The 15450-nt window shown below is 69.7% G+C and carries 13 protein-coding genes; 7 read left to right on the top strand and 6 right to left on the bottom strand.

Features of this window, described 5'->3' with window-relative positions:
* Positions 1-11 precede the first annotated feature (11 nt).
* The 4 genes from BLP95_RS07630 to BLP95_RS07615 are packed head-to-tail and all read right to left on the bottom strand — an operon-like array spanning position 12 to position 3992.
* Positions 12-818 carry an ABC transporter permease gene (locus tag BLP95_RS07630; RefSeq protein ID WP_089677892.1) on the bottom strand — a complete coding sequence of 269 codons (807 nt, stop codon included), beginning with the start codon at positions 816-818 and terminating at the stop codon, positions 12-14.
* Positions 815-1702: an ABC transporter permease gene (locus tag BLP95_RS07625; RefSeq protein WP_176760254.1), complete on the bottom strand. Its 888-nt coding sequence runs from the start codon at positions 1700-1702 to the stop codon at positions 815-817. Before BLP95_RS07625 ends, BLP95_RS07630 begins: the two co-directional genes overlap by 4 nt.
* Complete coding sequence (locus tag BLP95_RS07620) at positions 1695-2849, bottom strand: ABC transporter ATP-binding protein (protein WP_089678255.1); 1155 nt, start codon at positions 2847-2849, stop codon at positions 1695-1697. The genes BLP95_RS07625 and BLP95_RS07620 overlap by 8 nt, the downstream gene beginning before the upstream one ends.
* Positions 2850-2873: 24 nt before the next feature.
* Complete coding sequence (locus tag BLP95_RS07615) at positions 2874-3992, bottom strand: substrate-binding domain-containing protein (protein WP_023005748.1); 1119 nt, start codon at positions 3990-3992, stop codon at positions 2874-2876.
* Between the two features lie 296 nt (positions 3993-4288).
* Between BLP95_RS07615 and BLP95_RS07610 the strand changes: the two genes are divergently transcribed.
* Positions 4289-6211, top strand: coding sequence for an alkaline phosphatase D family protein (locus tag BLP95_RS07610; protein ID WP_089677889.1), 1923 nt, complete (start codon positions 4289-4291; stop codon positions 6209-6211).
* On the opposite strand, the gene BLP95_RS07605 is transcribed toward BLP95_RS07610, so the two are convergent.
* Together BLP95_RS07605 and BLP95_RS07600 are read right to left on the bottom strand one after the other, a co-directional pair.
* Positions 6196-6669, bottom strand: a complete 474-nt coding sequence (locus BLP95_RS07605) for a phosphatidylglycerophosphatase A family protein (protein WP_089677887.1) — start codon at positions 6667-6669, stop codon at positions 6196-6198. The genes BLP95_RS07610 and BLP95_RS07605 overlap by 16 nt on opposite strands.
* A complete protein-coding gene (locus tag BLP95_RS07600; RefSeq protein ID WP_089677885.1) occupies positions 6669-7421 on the bottom strand; it encodes a tellurite resistance TerB family protein in 753 nt (250 codons plus the stop codon). Before BLP95_RS07600 ends, BLP95_RS07605 begins: the two co-directional genes overlap by 1 nt.
* Before the next feature lie 130 nt (positions 7422-7551).
* On the opposite strand from BLP95_RS07600, the gene BLP95_RS07595 reads away from it, so the two are divergent.
* The 6 genes from BLP95_RS07595 to BLP95_RS07570 all read left to right on the top strand — a co-directional run bounded on the left by BLP95_RS07595 (position 7552) and on the right by BLP95_RS07570 (position 15444).
* Positions 7552-8799 (top strand): threonine ammonia-lyase, encoded by a 1248-nt coding sequence (locus tag BLP95_RS07595; protein WP_089677884.1) that lies wholly within the window; start codon positions 7552-7554, stop codon positions 8797-8799.
* A gap of 290 nt (positions 8800-9089) precedes the next feature.
* Positions 9090-10823, top strand: a complete 1734-nt coding sequence (locus BLP95_RS07590) for an isocitrate/isopropylmalate family dehydrogenase (protein WP_089677882.1) — start codon at positions 9090-9092, stop codon at positions 10821-10823.
* A gap of 228 nt (positions 10824-11051) precedes the next feature.
* A complete protein-coding gene (locus BLP95_RS07585) occupies positions 11052-11762 on the top strand; it encodes a GntR family transcriptional regulator (protein WP_089677879.1) in 711 nt (236 codons plus the stop codon).
* Positions 11763-11816: 54 nt separating this feature from the next.
* Positions 11817-13007 (top strand): CaiB/BaiF CoA transferase family protein, encoded by a 1191-nt coding sequence (locus BLP95_RS07580; protein ID WP_245678709.1) that lies wholly within the window; start codon positions 11817-11819, stop codon positions 13005-13007.
* Positions 13008-13017: 10 nt separating this feature from the next.
* Positions 13018-14307, top strand: a complete 1290-nt coding sequence (locus BLP95_RS07575) for a TRAP transporter large permease (RefSeq protein WP_089677876.1) — start codon at positions 13018-13020, stop codon at positions 14305-14307.
* Positions 14308-14397: 90 nt separating this feature from the next.
* Positions 14398-15444, top strand: coding sequence for a TRAP transporter substrate-binding protein (locus BLP95_RS07570; RefSeq protein WP_089677873.1), 1047 nt, complete (start codon positions 14398-14400; stop codon positions 15442-15444).
* Positions 15445-15450: the final 6 nt, after the last annotated feature.

Here is a 15450-nt window from a genome sequence, read left to right as displayed (position 1 = left end):
TAGCGCAGGGATCACACCCCCTTCACCAGTCGTGCGGCCTCGCGGCGTCGCTTGAACTCGTAGGCCGCCGCCAGCAGCACCGTGACCAGGATCAGGATCAGCCCCAGGGCGTTGACCGCCGGGGTCAGGCCGGTGCGCACCTTGGAGGCGATGTAGACCGTCAGGGTGGTGTCGTAGCCCACCACGAACAGGGTGGTGTTGTAGTTCTCGAACGACTGCAGGAAGGCGATCACCCCCGCCGAGAGGATCGCCGGCTTGAGGAACGGCAGCAGGATGCGCCGGAACGCCTGCCAGGGGGTGGCACCCAGGTCCAGGGCGGCGCGCTCCAGGGTGCGGTCGAAGCGCTGCAGCCGGGCGGTGACCATCAGCATCACGTAGGCGGCGATGAAGGTGGCCTGGCCCACCACGGTGAGGAAGATGCCGCCGCCCACGCCCCACTGGCGCCAGAAGATCAGCGTCGAGATGCCGATGATCACCCCGGGGGTGAGCAGCGGCGAGAGGATCAGTGCGTAGAGGAAGGGCTTGGCACGGCTCGAGACGGTGTTGAGGAACAGCGCGGTGGCGATGCCGATGGGTACCGCCAGCAGCAGCACGCCGACGGCGACCAGGGCGCTGTTGGCGAGCGCCTGCCACATGGCGCCATCCTCGGCCAGTTCGCCGAACCAGCGCAGGGTGGTGCCGTCCCAGGGGGTCACGGTGGGGAAGCGGCTGTCGTTGAAGGTGGCCGCGGCCATGATGGCGAGCGGCAGGAAGAGGTAGCCGAAGAACACCACCACGTAGAAGCGCAGGCCCCAGCCCAGCAGCCGTTGCGAACTCATTTGGCGATGTCTCCCAGTCCCACCTTGAACACCTTCATCACCAGCGACATGAAGCCGATGCACAGCACCAGCAGCAGGAAGGCGTAGGCCGCCCCCTGGTTCCAGTTGCCGCCCTCGAAGAACCAGTTGTAGATGATCTGGGTGAACCAGCGGCTGCCCGGCGAGCCGAGCAGCGCCGGCACCGCGTAGCTGCCGGCGGCCAGCATGAAGGTCATGATGCAGCCGGTGGCGATGCCAGGCTTGGCGTGGGGGATGACGATGCGCCGATGGGTGCGCAGGGTACCGGCGCCGAGGTCCCGGGCGGCGCGCACCTGGTTGTCGTCGAGGCTCTCGATGGCGTTGTAGACCGGGAACACCATGAACAGGATGTAGGCGTAGACCATGCCCACCATCACCCCGGCGTCGCCGCTGAGGAAGCGGATGGGACGGTCGATCAGCCCCAGCATCATCAGCAGCTCGTTGAGCGGGCCGCGGAAGGCGAGCAGGATGAACCACGAGTAGGTGCGCAGGATCTCGTTGATCCAGAAGGGGATGATCAGCAGCAGCAGGCACAGCGCCGCCTGCCGCGGGGTGGCCACCTTGGCCAGGTACCAGGCCAGCGGGTAGCTGACGCCGAGCGTGAGCAGGGTCACCAGCACGCTGGACCACAGCGTCTTGAGGAAGATCGCGCGGTGGATGTCGTTGGCGAACAGGGTGGCGTAGTTGGCAAGCGTCCAGCCATCCTCGGGACCGCCGCGCTGGTCGGGCAGCAGGTTGGGGCGCAGCGAGTAGTCGATCATCTGCAGCTGCGGCAGGGTCACCATCAGGATCAGCCAGATCCCCAGCAGGGCGAGGATCGCCGCCGTCAGCGGGCCGCCGAAGCGCGCGGCGAGCTGCCTAGCGATGCTCATCGCTCGCCTCCACCACCTCGCCGGTCTCGGCGTCCACCCGCGGGCCGTCATCCCGGGGCAGCACCACCGTCTCGGCGGGATCAAAGCCCAGGGTGATCGCCTCGCCGGGGGCGAGGGCATCGGCGAAGCGGCGCGACACCTCGCTGCCGAGCTGCATGCGCAGCACCTCGCCGGAGCCCTCGAGGCGTGCCGCCACCATCAGCCAGGCGCCCTCGAAGCTCACCGACTCGACCCGCGCGGGAAGGGTCATGCCGCCGGCATCGGCGGCCACCGGGCGCAGCTGCTCGGGGCGCAGGTAGAGCGCCACCTCCACGCCGACGCCGAGCCCCGCCTCCTCGCCCACGCGCCCCTCCAGCTCACCCAGGGCACCGGCATCCAGGCGCACCCGCTCGCCCAGGCGCTCGATCACCCTGGCCTCGATGCGGTTGTTCTCGCCGACGAAGGCGGCCACGAAGCCGGTGGCGGGCTGGCGGTAGAGGGTCACCGGATCGGCCACCTGCTGCAGGCGCCCCGCCGACATCACCGCCACCCGGTCGGACATGGTCAGCGCCTCGCCCTGGTCATGGGTGATGTAGATGAAGGTGATGCCGGTCTTGCGCTGGATCGCCTTGAGCTCGCTGCGCATGTGCTGGCGCAGCTTGAGGTCCAGCGCCGAGAGCGGCTCGTCGAGCAACAGCACCCGCGGCTCCACCGCCAGCGCCCGGGCGATCGCCACGCGCTGCTTCTGGCCGCCGGAGAGCTCGTCGATGCGCTTGGGTCCGCTGCCCTCCAGGGCCACCAGCGCCAGCAGGCGCTCGGCGGTGGCGCGCCGGGTGCGGCGGTCGACCCCGCGCACCTCCAGGCCGAACTCGATGTTGTCGAACACCGTCATCAGCGGGAAGAGCGCCAGGTTCTGGAAGATCATCGCCGTGGGACGGCGATTCACCGGCACCCCGGCCATGGGCTCGCCGCCGATCAGCACCTGCCCCTCGCTCGGGGTCAGGAAGCCGCTGACCATGTTGAGCAGGGTGGTCTTGCCGCATCCCGAGGGCCCGAGGAAGCTGAAGAACTCCCCCGAGCCGATGGTCAGCGACGTCTTGTCGATGGCGGTGAAGTCGCCGAAGCGCATCACCACCTCCTCCAGGCGGACACTGCCGTCCATGGTCACCTCGCGGCCAGGCATCCGTCAGGCGGACAGGTAGCGATCCTGGTACTCGTTGCGCAGCGCCACGTACCAGGGCTCCTGGATCGGCCACCACCACAGGTTCTCGAGGTCCTGCTCGGTGTAGGACTCGGTGAAGAAGCGCCGGGTCGCCTCGGGCAGCAGCTCGGTGGCCCCCCTGGAGGTGGAGTTGTAGCCGGTGGCCTCCACGAACATGGCGCCCGCCTCGGGGGTGTAGTACCAGTTGATCAGCTCGTAGACGGCGTCCGGGTTGCGGGCGTTCTTGGGGATCACGAAGCCCTCCATCCACGCCAGGGCGCCCTCCTTCGGCGCGCCGTAGGCGATGTCGTCGCCCTCCTGCTGCAGGCGGAAGGCGGTGGAGTCCCAGGTCTGGCCGATGATGGCGCCGTTGGTGCGGAAGGCGGCCTGGGCCTCGTTCTCGGTGTTCCAGAACTGCACCAGCATCGCCTTGTGCTTGATCGCCTCCTCGAGGATGACGTCGAAGTTGGCGCGCATCGCCTCCTCGCTGGCGTAGGAATCCAGCAGTGGCCGCGGCAGGCGCCCCTCGCGCTCCAGCCACAGGCCGATGCCCACCAGCGCCGAGTGACCGCGCACCGTCACGCCCTGGCCGTGCTCGGGATTCCACAGGTCGGCGTAGCTGAGGTTGGCGCGGTCGATGTCGGCGTAGCGGCGGTGCCAGGTGATCGCCTCGGTGCCCCAGTCGCTGGGCGCGAAGTAGCGCTTACCATCCACCACGCCGCCCACCTCGGAGCCCTGGATGGCGCTCTCCAGGGCGCCGTCCCAGTGGATGCGCGACTCGTCCAGGGGCTGGATCAGATCGTAGTCCAGGTAGCCCGGCACCCGGTCCACGGTGGGCATGATCACGTCGAAGCCCTCGCCGGCGCTGGCGCGCAGCGAGTTCATCAGCTCGTCGTTGGTGCCGTAGGGGGTGAAGGTGGCGGGGATGCCGGTCTTGTCGGTGAAGTCGGCCAGCATGGCGTCGTTGAAGTAGCCCGCCCAGGCGTAGATGCGCAGCGGCTCCTGCTGGGCCAGCGCCCGGTTGATGTAGAAGGGGGTGGGCAGCGTGGCGGCCGCGCCGGCGGCCAGCGAGCCCTGCAGGAAGCGGCGACGGGTGATCGACATGGGCGAGTTCTCCTTGTGTGACGAGGTCCGTACTGGCGAGACGAGGTCCGACGCCGTAGCGGGTGCGACGCGCCTTCCCCTTATGGCGCCCGGCCATGACGGCCGGATGACACCCGCATGACGCTTGCATGACCGTTCAACCTGAATCTCCACTGTAGGCGATTCCCCGCACCGCGCCAGTGAGGCGCCTCAACGCGACGCTTGCCGAGGTGTGTTGCATCGGCGAGGGTGGAACCTCGACCCCGCGCGCCTGTCGGTGACGGGGTGCCCCAAGGAAATCGCAGACGACCTCGCCCATGGACGACGCTTCCCTCCCCACCGTGCTCGCCGGCCCGCTGCTGCGCCGCCTCACCCCCGACCGCCTGGTGCTGTGGCTGGCGGCGAGCCGCCCCCTCGCGCCGACCCTCGCCCTCACCCCGGCCGGCGAGGCGACGCGACGGCTGCCTCTCGACGCCCACTGCCGGCGGGTACCGCTGGGCCGCCACGCCTGGCTGCACCTGATCGACCTGCCGCTGGAAACCCCGCTGCCGACCGACACTCTGGTCGCCTACGACCTCTGCGTACAGGAGGGCGAGCGCGCGAGCGGCATCGCCGACTGGGCCCCCCACCTGCTCGAGGCCGACGGCGCGCTGCCCACCTTCGTGCTGGCCGGCCGCCACCACCGGCTGCTGCACGGCTCCTGCCGCAAGCCCCACCACGACGGCGGCGACGGCCTGGTACGCGCCGAGGCGTGGCTGGCCGAGCGTCGCACGGCCCCCGAGGAGCGCCCCGCCTGGCTGTTGATGACCGGCGACCAGGTCTACGCCGACGACGTCGCCGGCCCCATGCTGGTGGCCATCCACGCCCTGATCCGCCGCCTGGGGCTGTTCGACGAGCCGCTGGAGGGCGCCGTGGTGGCCGACAGCCGCGCGCTGCATGGCGAGGCCGCCCACTACTACGATCGCGAGTCGCTGCTGCCCGATGTCGAGAGCAGCGAGAACCTGCGCGAGCGCTTCTTCGGCGGGGTGCGCAAGCCGGTGTTCACCTCCGCCAATGCCCGCAACCACCTAGCCACCTTCGCCGAGGTGGCGGCCATGTACCTGCTGGTGTGGTCACCCACGCCCTGGGAGCTGATCGAGGTGGCCACGCCCGCGCTGGATGACCGGCATGCCGCGCTGTTCGCCGAGCAGCGCGAGGTGATCGAGCGCTTCGTGGCCGGGCTGCCCGCCGCCGCGCGCCTGCTGGCGCGGCTGCCGACCCTGATGATCTTCGACGACCACGACATCACCGACGACTGGAACCTCACCGCCGACTGGGAGCGCACCGCCTACGGCCACCCCTTCTCGCGGCGCATCATCGGCAACGCCCTGCTCGGCTACCTGCTCTTCCAGGGCTGGGGCAACGACCCCGAGCGCCTGGCCGAGCCGCTGGAGGCGGCCGTCGAGCCCCTGGAGCGCGCCGCGACCGGCGACGGCTGGCTCGACGCCGTGGCGTGGGACGCCCTGATCCGGGACCTGCTGCGCTTCGAGGGATGGGAGTACGAGATCCCCGGCGAGCCACCGCTGGTGGTGCTCGACACCCGCACCCGGCGCTGGCGCAGCGAGAGGAGCCCCAGGCGCCCCTCGGGGCTGATGGACTGGGAGGCGCTGAGCGACTTCCAGCAGGCGCTGCTCCACCACCGTTCGGTGATCATCGTCTCGCCGGCGCCGATGTTCGGGGTCAAGCTGATCGAGGTGGTGCAGAAGCTCTTCACCCTGGCCGGCAAGCCACTGCTGGTGGACGCCGAGAACTGGATGGCCCACCGCGGGGCGGCCAGCGTGCTGCTCAACATCTTCCGCCACTCGCGCACCCCGGGGAACTACGTCATCCTCTCCGGCGACGTGCACTACTCCTTCGCCTACGACATCCGCATCCGCCAGCGCCGCCAGGGGCCGCGGCTGTGGCAGATCACCTCCAGCGGCATCAAGAATGCCTTCCCCGACACCCTGCTCGACTGGTTCGACCGCCTGAACCGCTGGCTCTACTCGCCCCGCTCACCGCTCAACTGGTTCACCAAGCGCCGCCGCCTGGCCATCACGCCCCGCGATCCGGATCGCGCCAAGGCCGGGGAGCGGCTCTGGAACGGCAGCGGGATCGGCCTGGTGGACTTCGACGACCAGGGCCGCCCCCGCGAGATCCGCCAGCTCGACGCCCGCGGCTTCGATGTGAGCTTCCCGCCACCGGCTCACGAGGAAGGCTGACGCCGCCGCCACAGCGCCAGGCCGCCGGCCATCACCAGCCAGGCCATGGCCGCGGCGATCAGGTCATCGAGCACGATGCCACCACCGCCGGGCACCGCCTCGGCGAGGCTCACCGGCGGCGGCTTGGCCGCGTCGAAGACCCGGTAGGCCACGAAGGCGGTGGCCATGACCGCCGGCTGGCGCGCGGCCGCAAGTCCCAGCACCGCCACCGGGAAGGCGACGATCTCGTCGAGCACGATGCGCCCGTCATCCTTGGCGGCAAGCGCCTGCTCGGCCAGGTGGCAGAGCGGTACCGCGGCCAGCAGCAGGGCCAGCGTCATCGCCGCCTGCACCCGCCGCGCGCGTCCCAGCAGCCACCAGGCCAGCGGCACGCCGAGAAGCGACCCCAGCGTGCCCGACGCCCAGGGCGAGAGACCCAGCCCCAGGCCGGTGGCCAGCACCATCAGCGTCTCGTGCATCAGCCGGCCTCACGCGCCTGATGCTCCAGCGCCGAGGTGACCTCCCCCGGCAGCGCCAGGGCGCGGCCCAGCTGGTCGAGCCAGGCGCGCTCCATGGCGTTCTGCTCGTCCACCACCGCCACGCTGATCAGGTACATCTCCCGGGCCGCCTGGGGGGAGTCCACCTGGGCGGCCAGCGCCTCGGCGTCCAGCGGCGCCGAAAGCTGGCGCTCCACCCAGGCATGCAACTCCTGGTCCGCCCCCAGGGCGTCGATCTGGCCGGCGATCAGCTCGCGTTCCTGGGCGTCGATATGGCCGTCGGCGCGGGCCGCCATGATCATCGCCTGCAGCAGCTCCAGGCTACGCCGCTCGCGGGCCTCGCCACCCAGGCGCTCCACCGGCTCGCCCTCGGCGGGTGACGCCTGCGCCTGGTCGGCGCCGCCACGCGAGCCCTGCCACGCCTTCCAGGCCAGCATCCCGACCCCGGCGATGGCGCCGTACTTGAGCGCCTTGCCGCCCAGCTTGCGACCGCGCTTGGAGCCCACCAGCAGCCCCAGGGCGCCGCCGCCGAGCAGGCTCTTCACGTCGACGCCGGACCCGCCGCCCTTGCCCGAGGCGGACTCACCGCCACCGCCTAGCTGGCGGGTGAGACCGTCCAGCATGCCCTTGATATCCAGGCCCGAACCGCCCTGGCCGCCGCTTCCGCCGGCGGCGTTGCCGGACTGGCCGCCTGCCTGGCGCATCAGCTGCTCGAGAATCTTGCTGGCGTTCATCGCGCTCTCCTCGTGATCCCATGCATGAAGGAAGGGTGTCCTGGAGGGACTCTATCCCAGCCGCAGGGTTTCGACATCCCCGGTGCGAGACAGCATGATGAGGGTTGACACGAACCACGGAGCGGCCCAGATGAGCGTCACCCTAGAAGACATCCGCACCGCCGCCGAGCGCATCCGGGGCAGCGTGGAGCGCACCCCCTGCCTGCACTCCCGTACCCTGTCGCGGATCACCGGCTGCGAACTCTTCATCAAGTTCGAGAACCACCAGTTCACCGCCGCCTTCAAGGAACGCGGCGCGCTGAACCACCTGCTCACTCTCACCCCCGAGGAGCGCGAGCGTGGGGTCATCGCCATGTCCGCCGGCAACCACGCCCAGGCGGTGGCCTATCACGCCGCCCGGCTGGGCATCCGCGCCACCATCGTCATGCCGCGGCATACGCCCAACCTCAAGGTGCACAACACCCGCCGGCTCGGCGCCGAGGTGCACCTCCACGGCGACGGGGTCGCCGAGGCCGGCGACTACGCCCACCGCCTCGCCGCCGAGCGCGACCTGGTGTTCGTGCACCCCTACGACGACGAGCGCATCATCGCGGGGCAAGGCACCATCGCCCTGGAGATGCTCGAGGACGCCCCCGACCTCGACGCCCTGGTGATCCCCATCGGCGGCGGCGGGCTGATCGGCGGCAACGCCATTGCCGCCACGGAGCTCAAGCCCGGCATCGAGGTGGTCGGGGTGCAGACCACCCGCTTCCCCGCCATGCAGCAGGCGCTGGCCGGCGAACCGATCCACTGCGGCCTGGCGACCCTGGCCGAGGGCATCGCCGTCAAGCAGCCCGGCAGGCTGACCCTGCCCATCGTGCGCGAACGGGTGCGCGACATCGTGCTGGTGGACGAGCCCGAGATCGAGCGCGCCATCCTGCTGCTGCTGGAGATCGAGAAGAGCGTGGCGGAGGGCGCCGGCGCCGCCGGCCTGGCCGCGGTGCTGGCCGACCCGGAACGCTACCGGGGGCGCAAGGTGGGACTGATCCTGTGCGGCGGCAACATCGACATGCTGGCGCTCTCCTCGGTGATCCAGCGTGGCCTGGTGCGTTCCGGGCGCATCGTGCGGGTGCGCGTGGCGATCCCCGACGTGCCCGGCGCCCTGGCCGAGCTGACCCGGCGCCTGGCCGAGTGCCACGCCAACGTCATCCATATCGCCCATCACCGCACCTTCACCGACCTCTCGCTGCGCGCCACCGAGGTCGAGGCCACCCTGGAGACCCTGGGCAGCGACCACACCCGGGAGGTGATCGAGGCGCTGCGCCAGGATGGCTACGACCCGGTGCTGCCCGCCAACGAGGTCCACCCCGACGAGCGATGGGCCGGCAGCGAGGGGTAAAGGCCCTCTCCCACTGCTGGCTATCGCGGTTACCGACAGGGCGATAGCGAAAGGCGCCGGGGACAGGTCGGAGAGGGGGTCCGAGGACCAGGGATGGCCGAGGTAGCCTACAAGGACGTACTCGTAGCGCCCCATCGACGGTCCGGCGCCCCGGGGCCTGTCGCCGGAACAGCCTTGAGCGATGCTGCCATCGGCGATGGCCCTGCCTCCCCCCTTGGAAGCATGGCGCCTCCCGGCCTTCCGGCGTACCCTAGGCGCACTTCCCAGCGTGCTGAAAATGAGACGAGGCGATGAGCAGCAAGATCACAGTCGACGCCCCCCTGGTCATCCTCCACGGTGACGAGATGGCCCAGGTAGCCTTCGAGAAGATTCTCGACACCTTCGTGACCTCCCGGCTGGAGATCCCGCTGGTGGAGATCGACCTCTCCGCGGAGAACCGCCTGGTCACCAACGGCCAGGTGGTAGTCGACGCCGTCGAGGCCCTCAAGCGCCACGGCGTGGGCATCAAGAACGCCGGCATGACGGTCAACCGTGCCCAGCTCGGCGAGCTGCTCGCCAAGCACCCCGACCTCGACGGCACCAAGCTGCATCCGCTGGCCACCAAGTCGCCCAACGGCGCCATCCGCAAGGGCATCGGCGGCAACATCACCCGCGAGGACATCGAGTTCCGCAACCTCCAGGTCAAGCGTCCCGAGTGGGTCGGCCGCGACATCGAGGTGGAGACCATGGAGGTGGGCGGCATCAAGGAGAGCTACAACGAGCTCTCCCGCGCCACCGGCATCGTCAAGCTGATGTTCGTGGGCGCCAGCGGCGACCCGGTGGAGCTGCACCGCCGCGAGGTCAAGAAGGGCGACCCCTGGCTGCTCGCCACCAACGACCTGGAGGACGTCAAGGCCTGGGCCCACCGCTTCTTCCAGCGCGCCATCGACGAGAAGCGCGACATCTACCTGGGCCTCAAGGACACCGTGATCTCCGGCTACGACGGCGTGATGCGCGCCGCCATCGAGGGGATCTTCGAGCAGCACTACCGCGAGCAGGTCGAGGCCCTGGGCCTCAACTACTTCTACGAGCTGATCGACGCCCAGGCCGCGCGGCTCGTCGCCAACCCGCCCGAGCGGGCGCTGTGGGGCGTGCCGGACAACACCACCGGGCGCAAGCTCTTCAAGCTGGTGGAGCAGCTCAAGCGCTTCGGCATCCCCGACCGCAAGGCCCAGGTCTCCATCTCGCGCATGAGCGCCGGCGGCGGCGACCAGTACGGCAGCTTCAACGCCCCCGCCGACGAGGACGGCATCCTCAAGGTGATCGTCGACGGCGAGGAGAAGCACGCCCGCCACGTGAAGAAGGGCGATCCCATCCTGCTGATGTCCAACGACCACGAGGCGATCAAGGACTGGGTGCTGCAGGTGTTCCGCGACGCCTCGCGCAAGAGCAAGGAGGTCTACTTCGGCCTCAAGCGCGAATACATGGAGTACGACGAGGTGTTCAGCACCGTGATCACCGACGTGCGCCGGGAGCTCGCCGAGGCCGGCACCCCGCCGCCCTCCTTCATGATCATGCGGCCCTCCAGCCAGCTCATCAAGATGATCACCGACCCGCCCCGCAACGCCCTCTACCCGGCGCAGAACCTGGACGGCGACATCTTCTCGGACATCTCCGCCGCGCTGGGCGGCAGCCTGGCCACCGCCAGCTCCATCATCGAGAGCAAGGACGGCACCATGCTGTTCGAGGCGCCCCACGGCACCGCCCACGACCTCTACCTGAGGTACCTGGAGAGCGACGGCAAGGAGGCCCACTTCAACTCCTCCGCCCTGCTCTACGCCGTGGCCAATGCCCTGGAGACCCTGGGCGAGCGCGAGGAGAACGCCACCCTGGTCGACTACGCCCACCGCCTCAAGGCGGCGCTGATCGACACCGTCGACGCCGGCATCATCACCGGCGACCTCAAGGGCAAGACCAACGCCCCGGAGAACGAGACCCTGGTCGACATGCAGGGCTTCCTGGACGCTGTCGCCAGCCGGCTCTGAGCCCCCGCTGCCCTCCCGACCCGACGGGGCCTGCCAGGTGCAGGCCCCGTTGCTTTTGGGTGTCGCCGTGGCGCCCCTCACGCCTCTCCTTTCTCGCGCCTTGCCCCTTGCCCCTTGCCCCTTGCCCCTTGCTCCTAAAAGTTGCATGCAATATTCGACCAATGTCTAGTGATACGGCACACAAATCGCCGCCTATATTCCAGATTGCATGCAATCTACGGAGCCCCCATGACCCGACCCGCTTCCGCATCGCTGTCGCCGGTCCCGCGCACCGCCACCGCCGAGGTGCACGACGTGATCAAGCAGCGAATCCTCGATGGCCACTACCGCGCCCACGAGTACGTGCGCGAGGCGAGCATCGCCCGCGAGCTGGCGGTGAGCCGCACGCCGGTGCGCGAGGCGCTGCGCGAGCTGGTCTCGGAGGGCTGGCTGGAGGCGATCCCCCACCACGGCGCCCGCGTCGTCGCCTGGACGGAGAAGGACGCCCGCGAGGTGTTCGAGCTGCGCCTGGTGCTGGAACCCATGGCGGTACGGCTGGCCGGCGGGCGCATCGACGCCGAGCGGCTCGCCCGCCTGGAGGCGCTGGCCGGTCGCATGGAGGCGCTGGTGGAGCGGGTCGAGGCAGACCCCGCGGTGCGCAACGAGATCGCCTTCCTCAACCACGACTTCCACCGCCTGCTGGTGGAGGCCAGCGACAACCTTCGCCTGGCCAGCGTGCTGGAGAGCGTGGTGCGCACCTCGGTGATCCGCCGCAACTTCGGCAACTACGACCTCGACAACCTCCGCCGCAGCATGCGCCACCACCGCGAGATCCTCGAGGCCATCCACGCCGGCAGCCCCGAGTGGGCCGAACATGTGATGCGCGCCCACCTGTTGGCGGCCCAGGCGCTGCATGTCCGCCCCCCCGAGCCCGGCGGCGACCAGACCCCCGACCACTAGAGCGAACCCAAGAGGCAGACAACAACAATGACTCCCCAGGACCCCTCAACTGCCATGCCCCTCGACGACATCAAGGTGCTCGAGCTCGGGCAGCTGATCGCCGGCCCCTACTGCGGCCAGGTGCTGGCCGACTTCGGTGCCCAGGTCATCAAGGTCGAGCCGCCCGGCAAGGGCGACGCCATGCGTCAGTGGGGCGAGGCCGACCGCGACAGCGGCGAGCCGCTGTGGTGGAACGTCATCGGCCGCAACAAGCAGTCGCTGACCCTGGACCTGCGCACGCCCCGCGGCCAGGAGCTGCTGCTGCGCCTGGCCGAGCAGGCCGACGTCATCATCGAGAACTTCCGACCCGGCACCATGGAGCGCTGGGGGCTCGGCTTCGACGAGCTGTCGCGCCACAACCCCAGGCTGGTGATGGTGCGTGTCACCGGCTTCGGCCAGGACGGCCCCTACGCCTCGCGGGCCGGCTTCGCCTCGGTGTGCGAGGCCATGGGCGGCCTGCGCTACCTGAGCGGCCACCCCGATCGCCCCCCCGTGCGGGTGGGCATCTCCATCGGCGATACCCTGGCCGGGCTGCACGCCGCCCTGGGCACCATGATGGCGCTGCACCAGCGCGACCGCAGCGGGCTCGGCCAGGTGGTCGACAGCTCGATCTTCGAGTCGGTGCTGGCGATGATGGAGAACCTGATCCCCGAGTACGCCCGCGCCGGCAAGGTGCGCGAGCGCAGCGGCAGCTTCCTGCCCAAGATCGCCCCCTCCAACGCCTACCCGGCCCGCGATGGCCGCGACGTGATCATCGGCGCCAACCAGGACACCGTGTTCCGCCGCCTCTGCGAGGCGATGGGCCAGCCGCGCCTCGCCGACCACCCCGACTTCGCCACCCATCGCGCCCGCGGCGAGCACCAGGCGGCCATCGACGACCTGGTCGCCGCCTGGACCCGCGAGCATGACGCCCAGCAGGTGGTGGACATCCTGGCCGAGGCCGGCGTCCCGGCGGGGCTGGTCTATCGCGCCCCGGACATGCTCGAGGACCCGCACTTCCGGGCCCGCGAGGCGATCGTCGAGGTGCCCGACCGACACGGCAAGCCGCTGCCCATGCAGAACGTCTTCCCGCGCCTCTCCGACACCCCCGGCCGCGTCCGCGAGGTGGGTCCGGCACTCGGCGAGCACACCGAGACGCTGCTCGCCGGCTGGCTGGGGCTGGCCCCCGAGGCCATCGACGCGCTGCGCGCCGACGGCGTGATCTGAGGAGGCCGCCATGGATCCCGTCATCGTCGTGATCGTGCTGATGGGGCTGATCGCCATCGGCTTCCCGATCTTCCTGGCGCTGGGCCTCTCCGGCCTGGTCGGCCTCTACATGGCGCGCGGCTCACTGGCGTTCTTCTTCGCGCCCTCGTCGCTGTTCGGCCAGCTCAACGCCTTCGAGCTGATCGCCCTGCCACTGTTCATCCTGATGGGTAACTTCCTGGGCGCCACCCCGGTGGGCTCGAGCCTGTTCACCGCCGCGGTGCGCTGGCTCAACTGGCTGCGCGGCAGCCTGGCGATCTCCTCGGTGGGCGCCTCGGCGATGTTCGGCGCCGTCTCGGGGGTGAGCCTCGCCGGGGTCGCCGCGGTGGGCTCCATCGCCGTGCCGCAGATGCTCCAGCGCGGCTACAGCCGCTCGCTGGCCGCCGGCGCGGTGGTCAGCGCCGGGGCGCTGGCCATGCTGATCCCGCCCAGCGTGCCCTTCATCATCTACGGGGCGGTCTCCAGCGTCTCGGTGGCCGACCTGTTCATCGGCGGCATCGTGCCCGGCATCGTGCTGGCACTGGCGCTGTCACTGTTCATCTATCTCCGGGTGCGGCTCAACCCGGCCGAGGCACCGACCAGCGACGAGCGTTTCACCTGGAAGCAGCGCTTCCACAGTCTCGCCAACATCTGGCACGCCGCGCTGCTGGTGGTGGCGGTGCTGGGCTCCATCTACTCGGGCCTGGCCACCCCCAGCGAGGCGGCCGGCATCGGCGCCGCCGGCGCCTTCCTGATCGCCACCCTGGTGTTCCGTAGCCTCAGCTGGCGGAAGTTCCTGGAGATACTGGGCACCACCGCTCGGATCAGCGGCGCCATCCTGCTGATCATCGGCTGCGCCAAGATCTTCGGCGACTACCTCAACATGGTGCGGGTCCCGCAGCTGCTCACCGAGGCCCTCACCGCCACCGGCCTGCCGGCCTGGGCGATCCTGGTCGCGGTGATGCTGCTGCTGATCCTGCTGGGCATGATCGTGGATGCCGTGTCGCTGATCGTGGTAACCACCCCGGTGCTGCTGCCGCTGATCACCGCCCTGGGCTACGACCCGCTGTGGTTCGGCATCGTCATGGTGCTCAACCTGGAGATCGCCGTGGTCACCCCGCCGGTGGGGCTCAACCTCTATGCGCTGCGCGGGGTCTGTCCCGAGCTCTCGGTGGAGGAGATCATCAAGAGCGCCCTGCCCTTCGTCGCCGTGCAGTTCCTCGTGCTGATGCTGTTCGTGTTATTCCCCGGCATCAGCCTGTGGTTGCCGGGGCTGATGTAGCCCCGGTGTGGTAGCAACGTCCGTCACCCTCGTCAGTGAACGATCCATCCGGCACAACACGCCGTCACAACAACAAGCAGGAGACTCACCATGACACTGTCCCGTCGCCAGGTCCTCAAGTACGGCACCTTCGCCACCGCCGGCGCCACCCTGTTCGGTACCCAGAGCCTGCTGGCCCCGCACAGCCGTGCCGCCACCACCCTCACCGGCGTCACCTACCTGCCCGACTCCTACAAGGCGCTCACCTACGGCTCCAACCGCTTCGTGGAGATGCTCAAGGAGAACGGTGGCGATGCGCTGTCGGTGGAGTTCTACGACTCCGGCCAGCTGCTCAAGGTGGACGAGCAGCTGCCGGCGCTGCGCGCACGCAGCATCGACTTCATGTTCCACACCTTCTCCTACATCACCCGCTCGATCCCGATCCTCGGCATTACCGGCCTGCCCGGGGTGGTGGGCGAGCTCTACCGCCACCCGGAGCGCCTGCGCCAGGGCAGCCCGCTGATGGAGCTGATCAACGAGGTGCTGGCCGAGGAGAACCTCTACATGCTCACCTCCGGCGGCGGGATCCTCGAGCCGGAGTACCTGTGGAGCACCGAGGCGAGCCCCATCCGCACCCTCGACGAGGTGCGCGGCAAGAAGGTGCGCATCGTCGGCTTCGAGGCCACCCAGGCCTTCGAGCCCTACAACGTGGGCGCCACCCGCATCCCCTCCTCGGAGACCTACATGGCGCTGCAGCGGGGCACCGTGGACGCTGGCATCTTCAACATCTCCACGGTCATCGGCCGCAGCCTCCAGGAGCAGCTGCGCTACTGCTACCAGCTGCCGATCACCGGGTTCTCGGTGGCGCCCTTCATGCTGCGCGATACCTGGGATCGCCTCGACGACGATGTGCGTGCCGTGCTGCAGCAGGCCGCCGACTGGTACGACGCCAACTTCATCGAGCACTGCAACAACGACATCTACCCCAACGAGTACTGGCCCCAGGTCGAGGCCGCCGGGGTGGAGATCATCGAGCCCACCGCGGAGGACATCGAGACCTTCAACGCCGGCGTCCAGGCGGTGTGGGACCACTGGAAGGGCGAGGTCGGCGAGGAGGTCGGCGAACGCGCCATCGCGCTGGCCCTGGGCGAGGCCTGAGGGAGA

Source organism: Halomonas shengliensis (assembly GCF_900104135.1).
GTDB classification, from domain to species: Bacteria; Pseudomonadota; Gammaproteobacteria; order Pseudomonadales; family Halomonadaceae; genus Halomonas; species Halomonas shengliensis.
The sequence above is the reverse complement of the archived record's forward strand: the minus strand, read 5'-3'. Positions and strand labels throughout refer to the sequence as shown.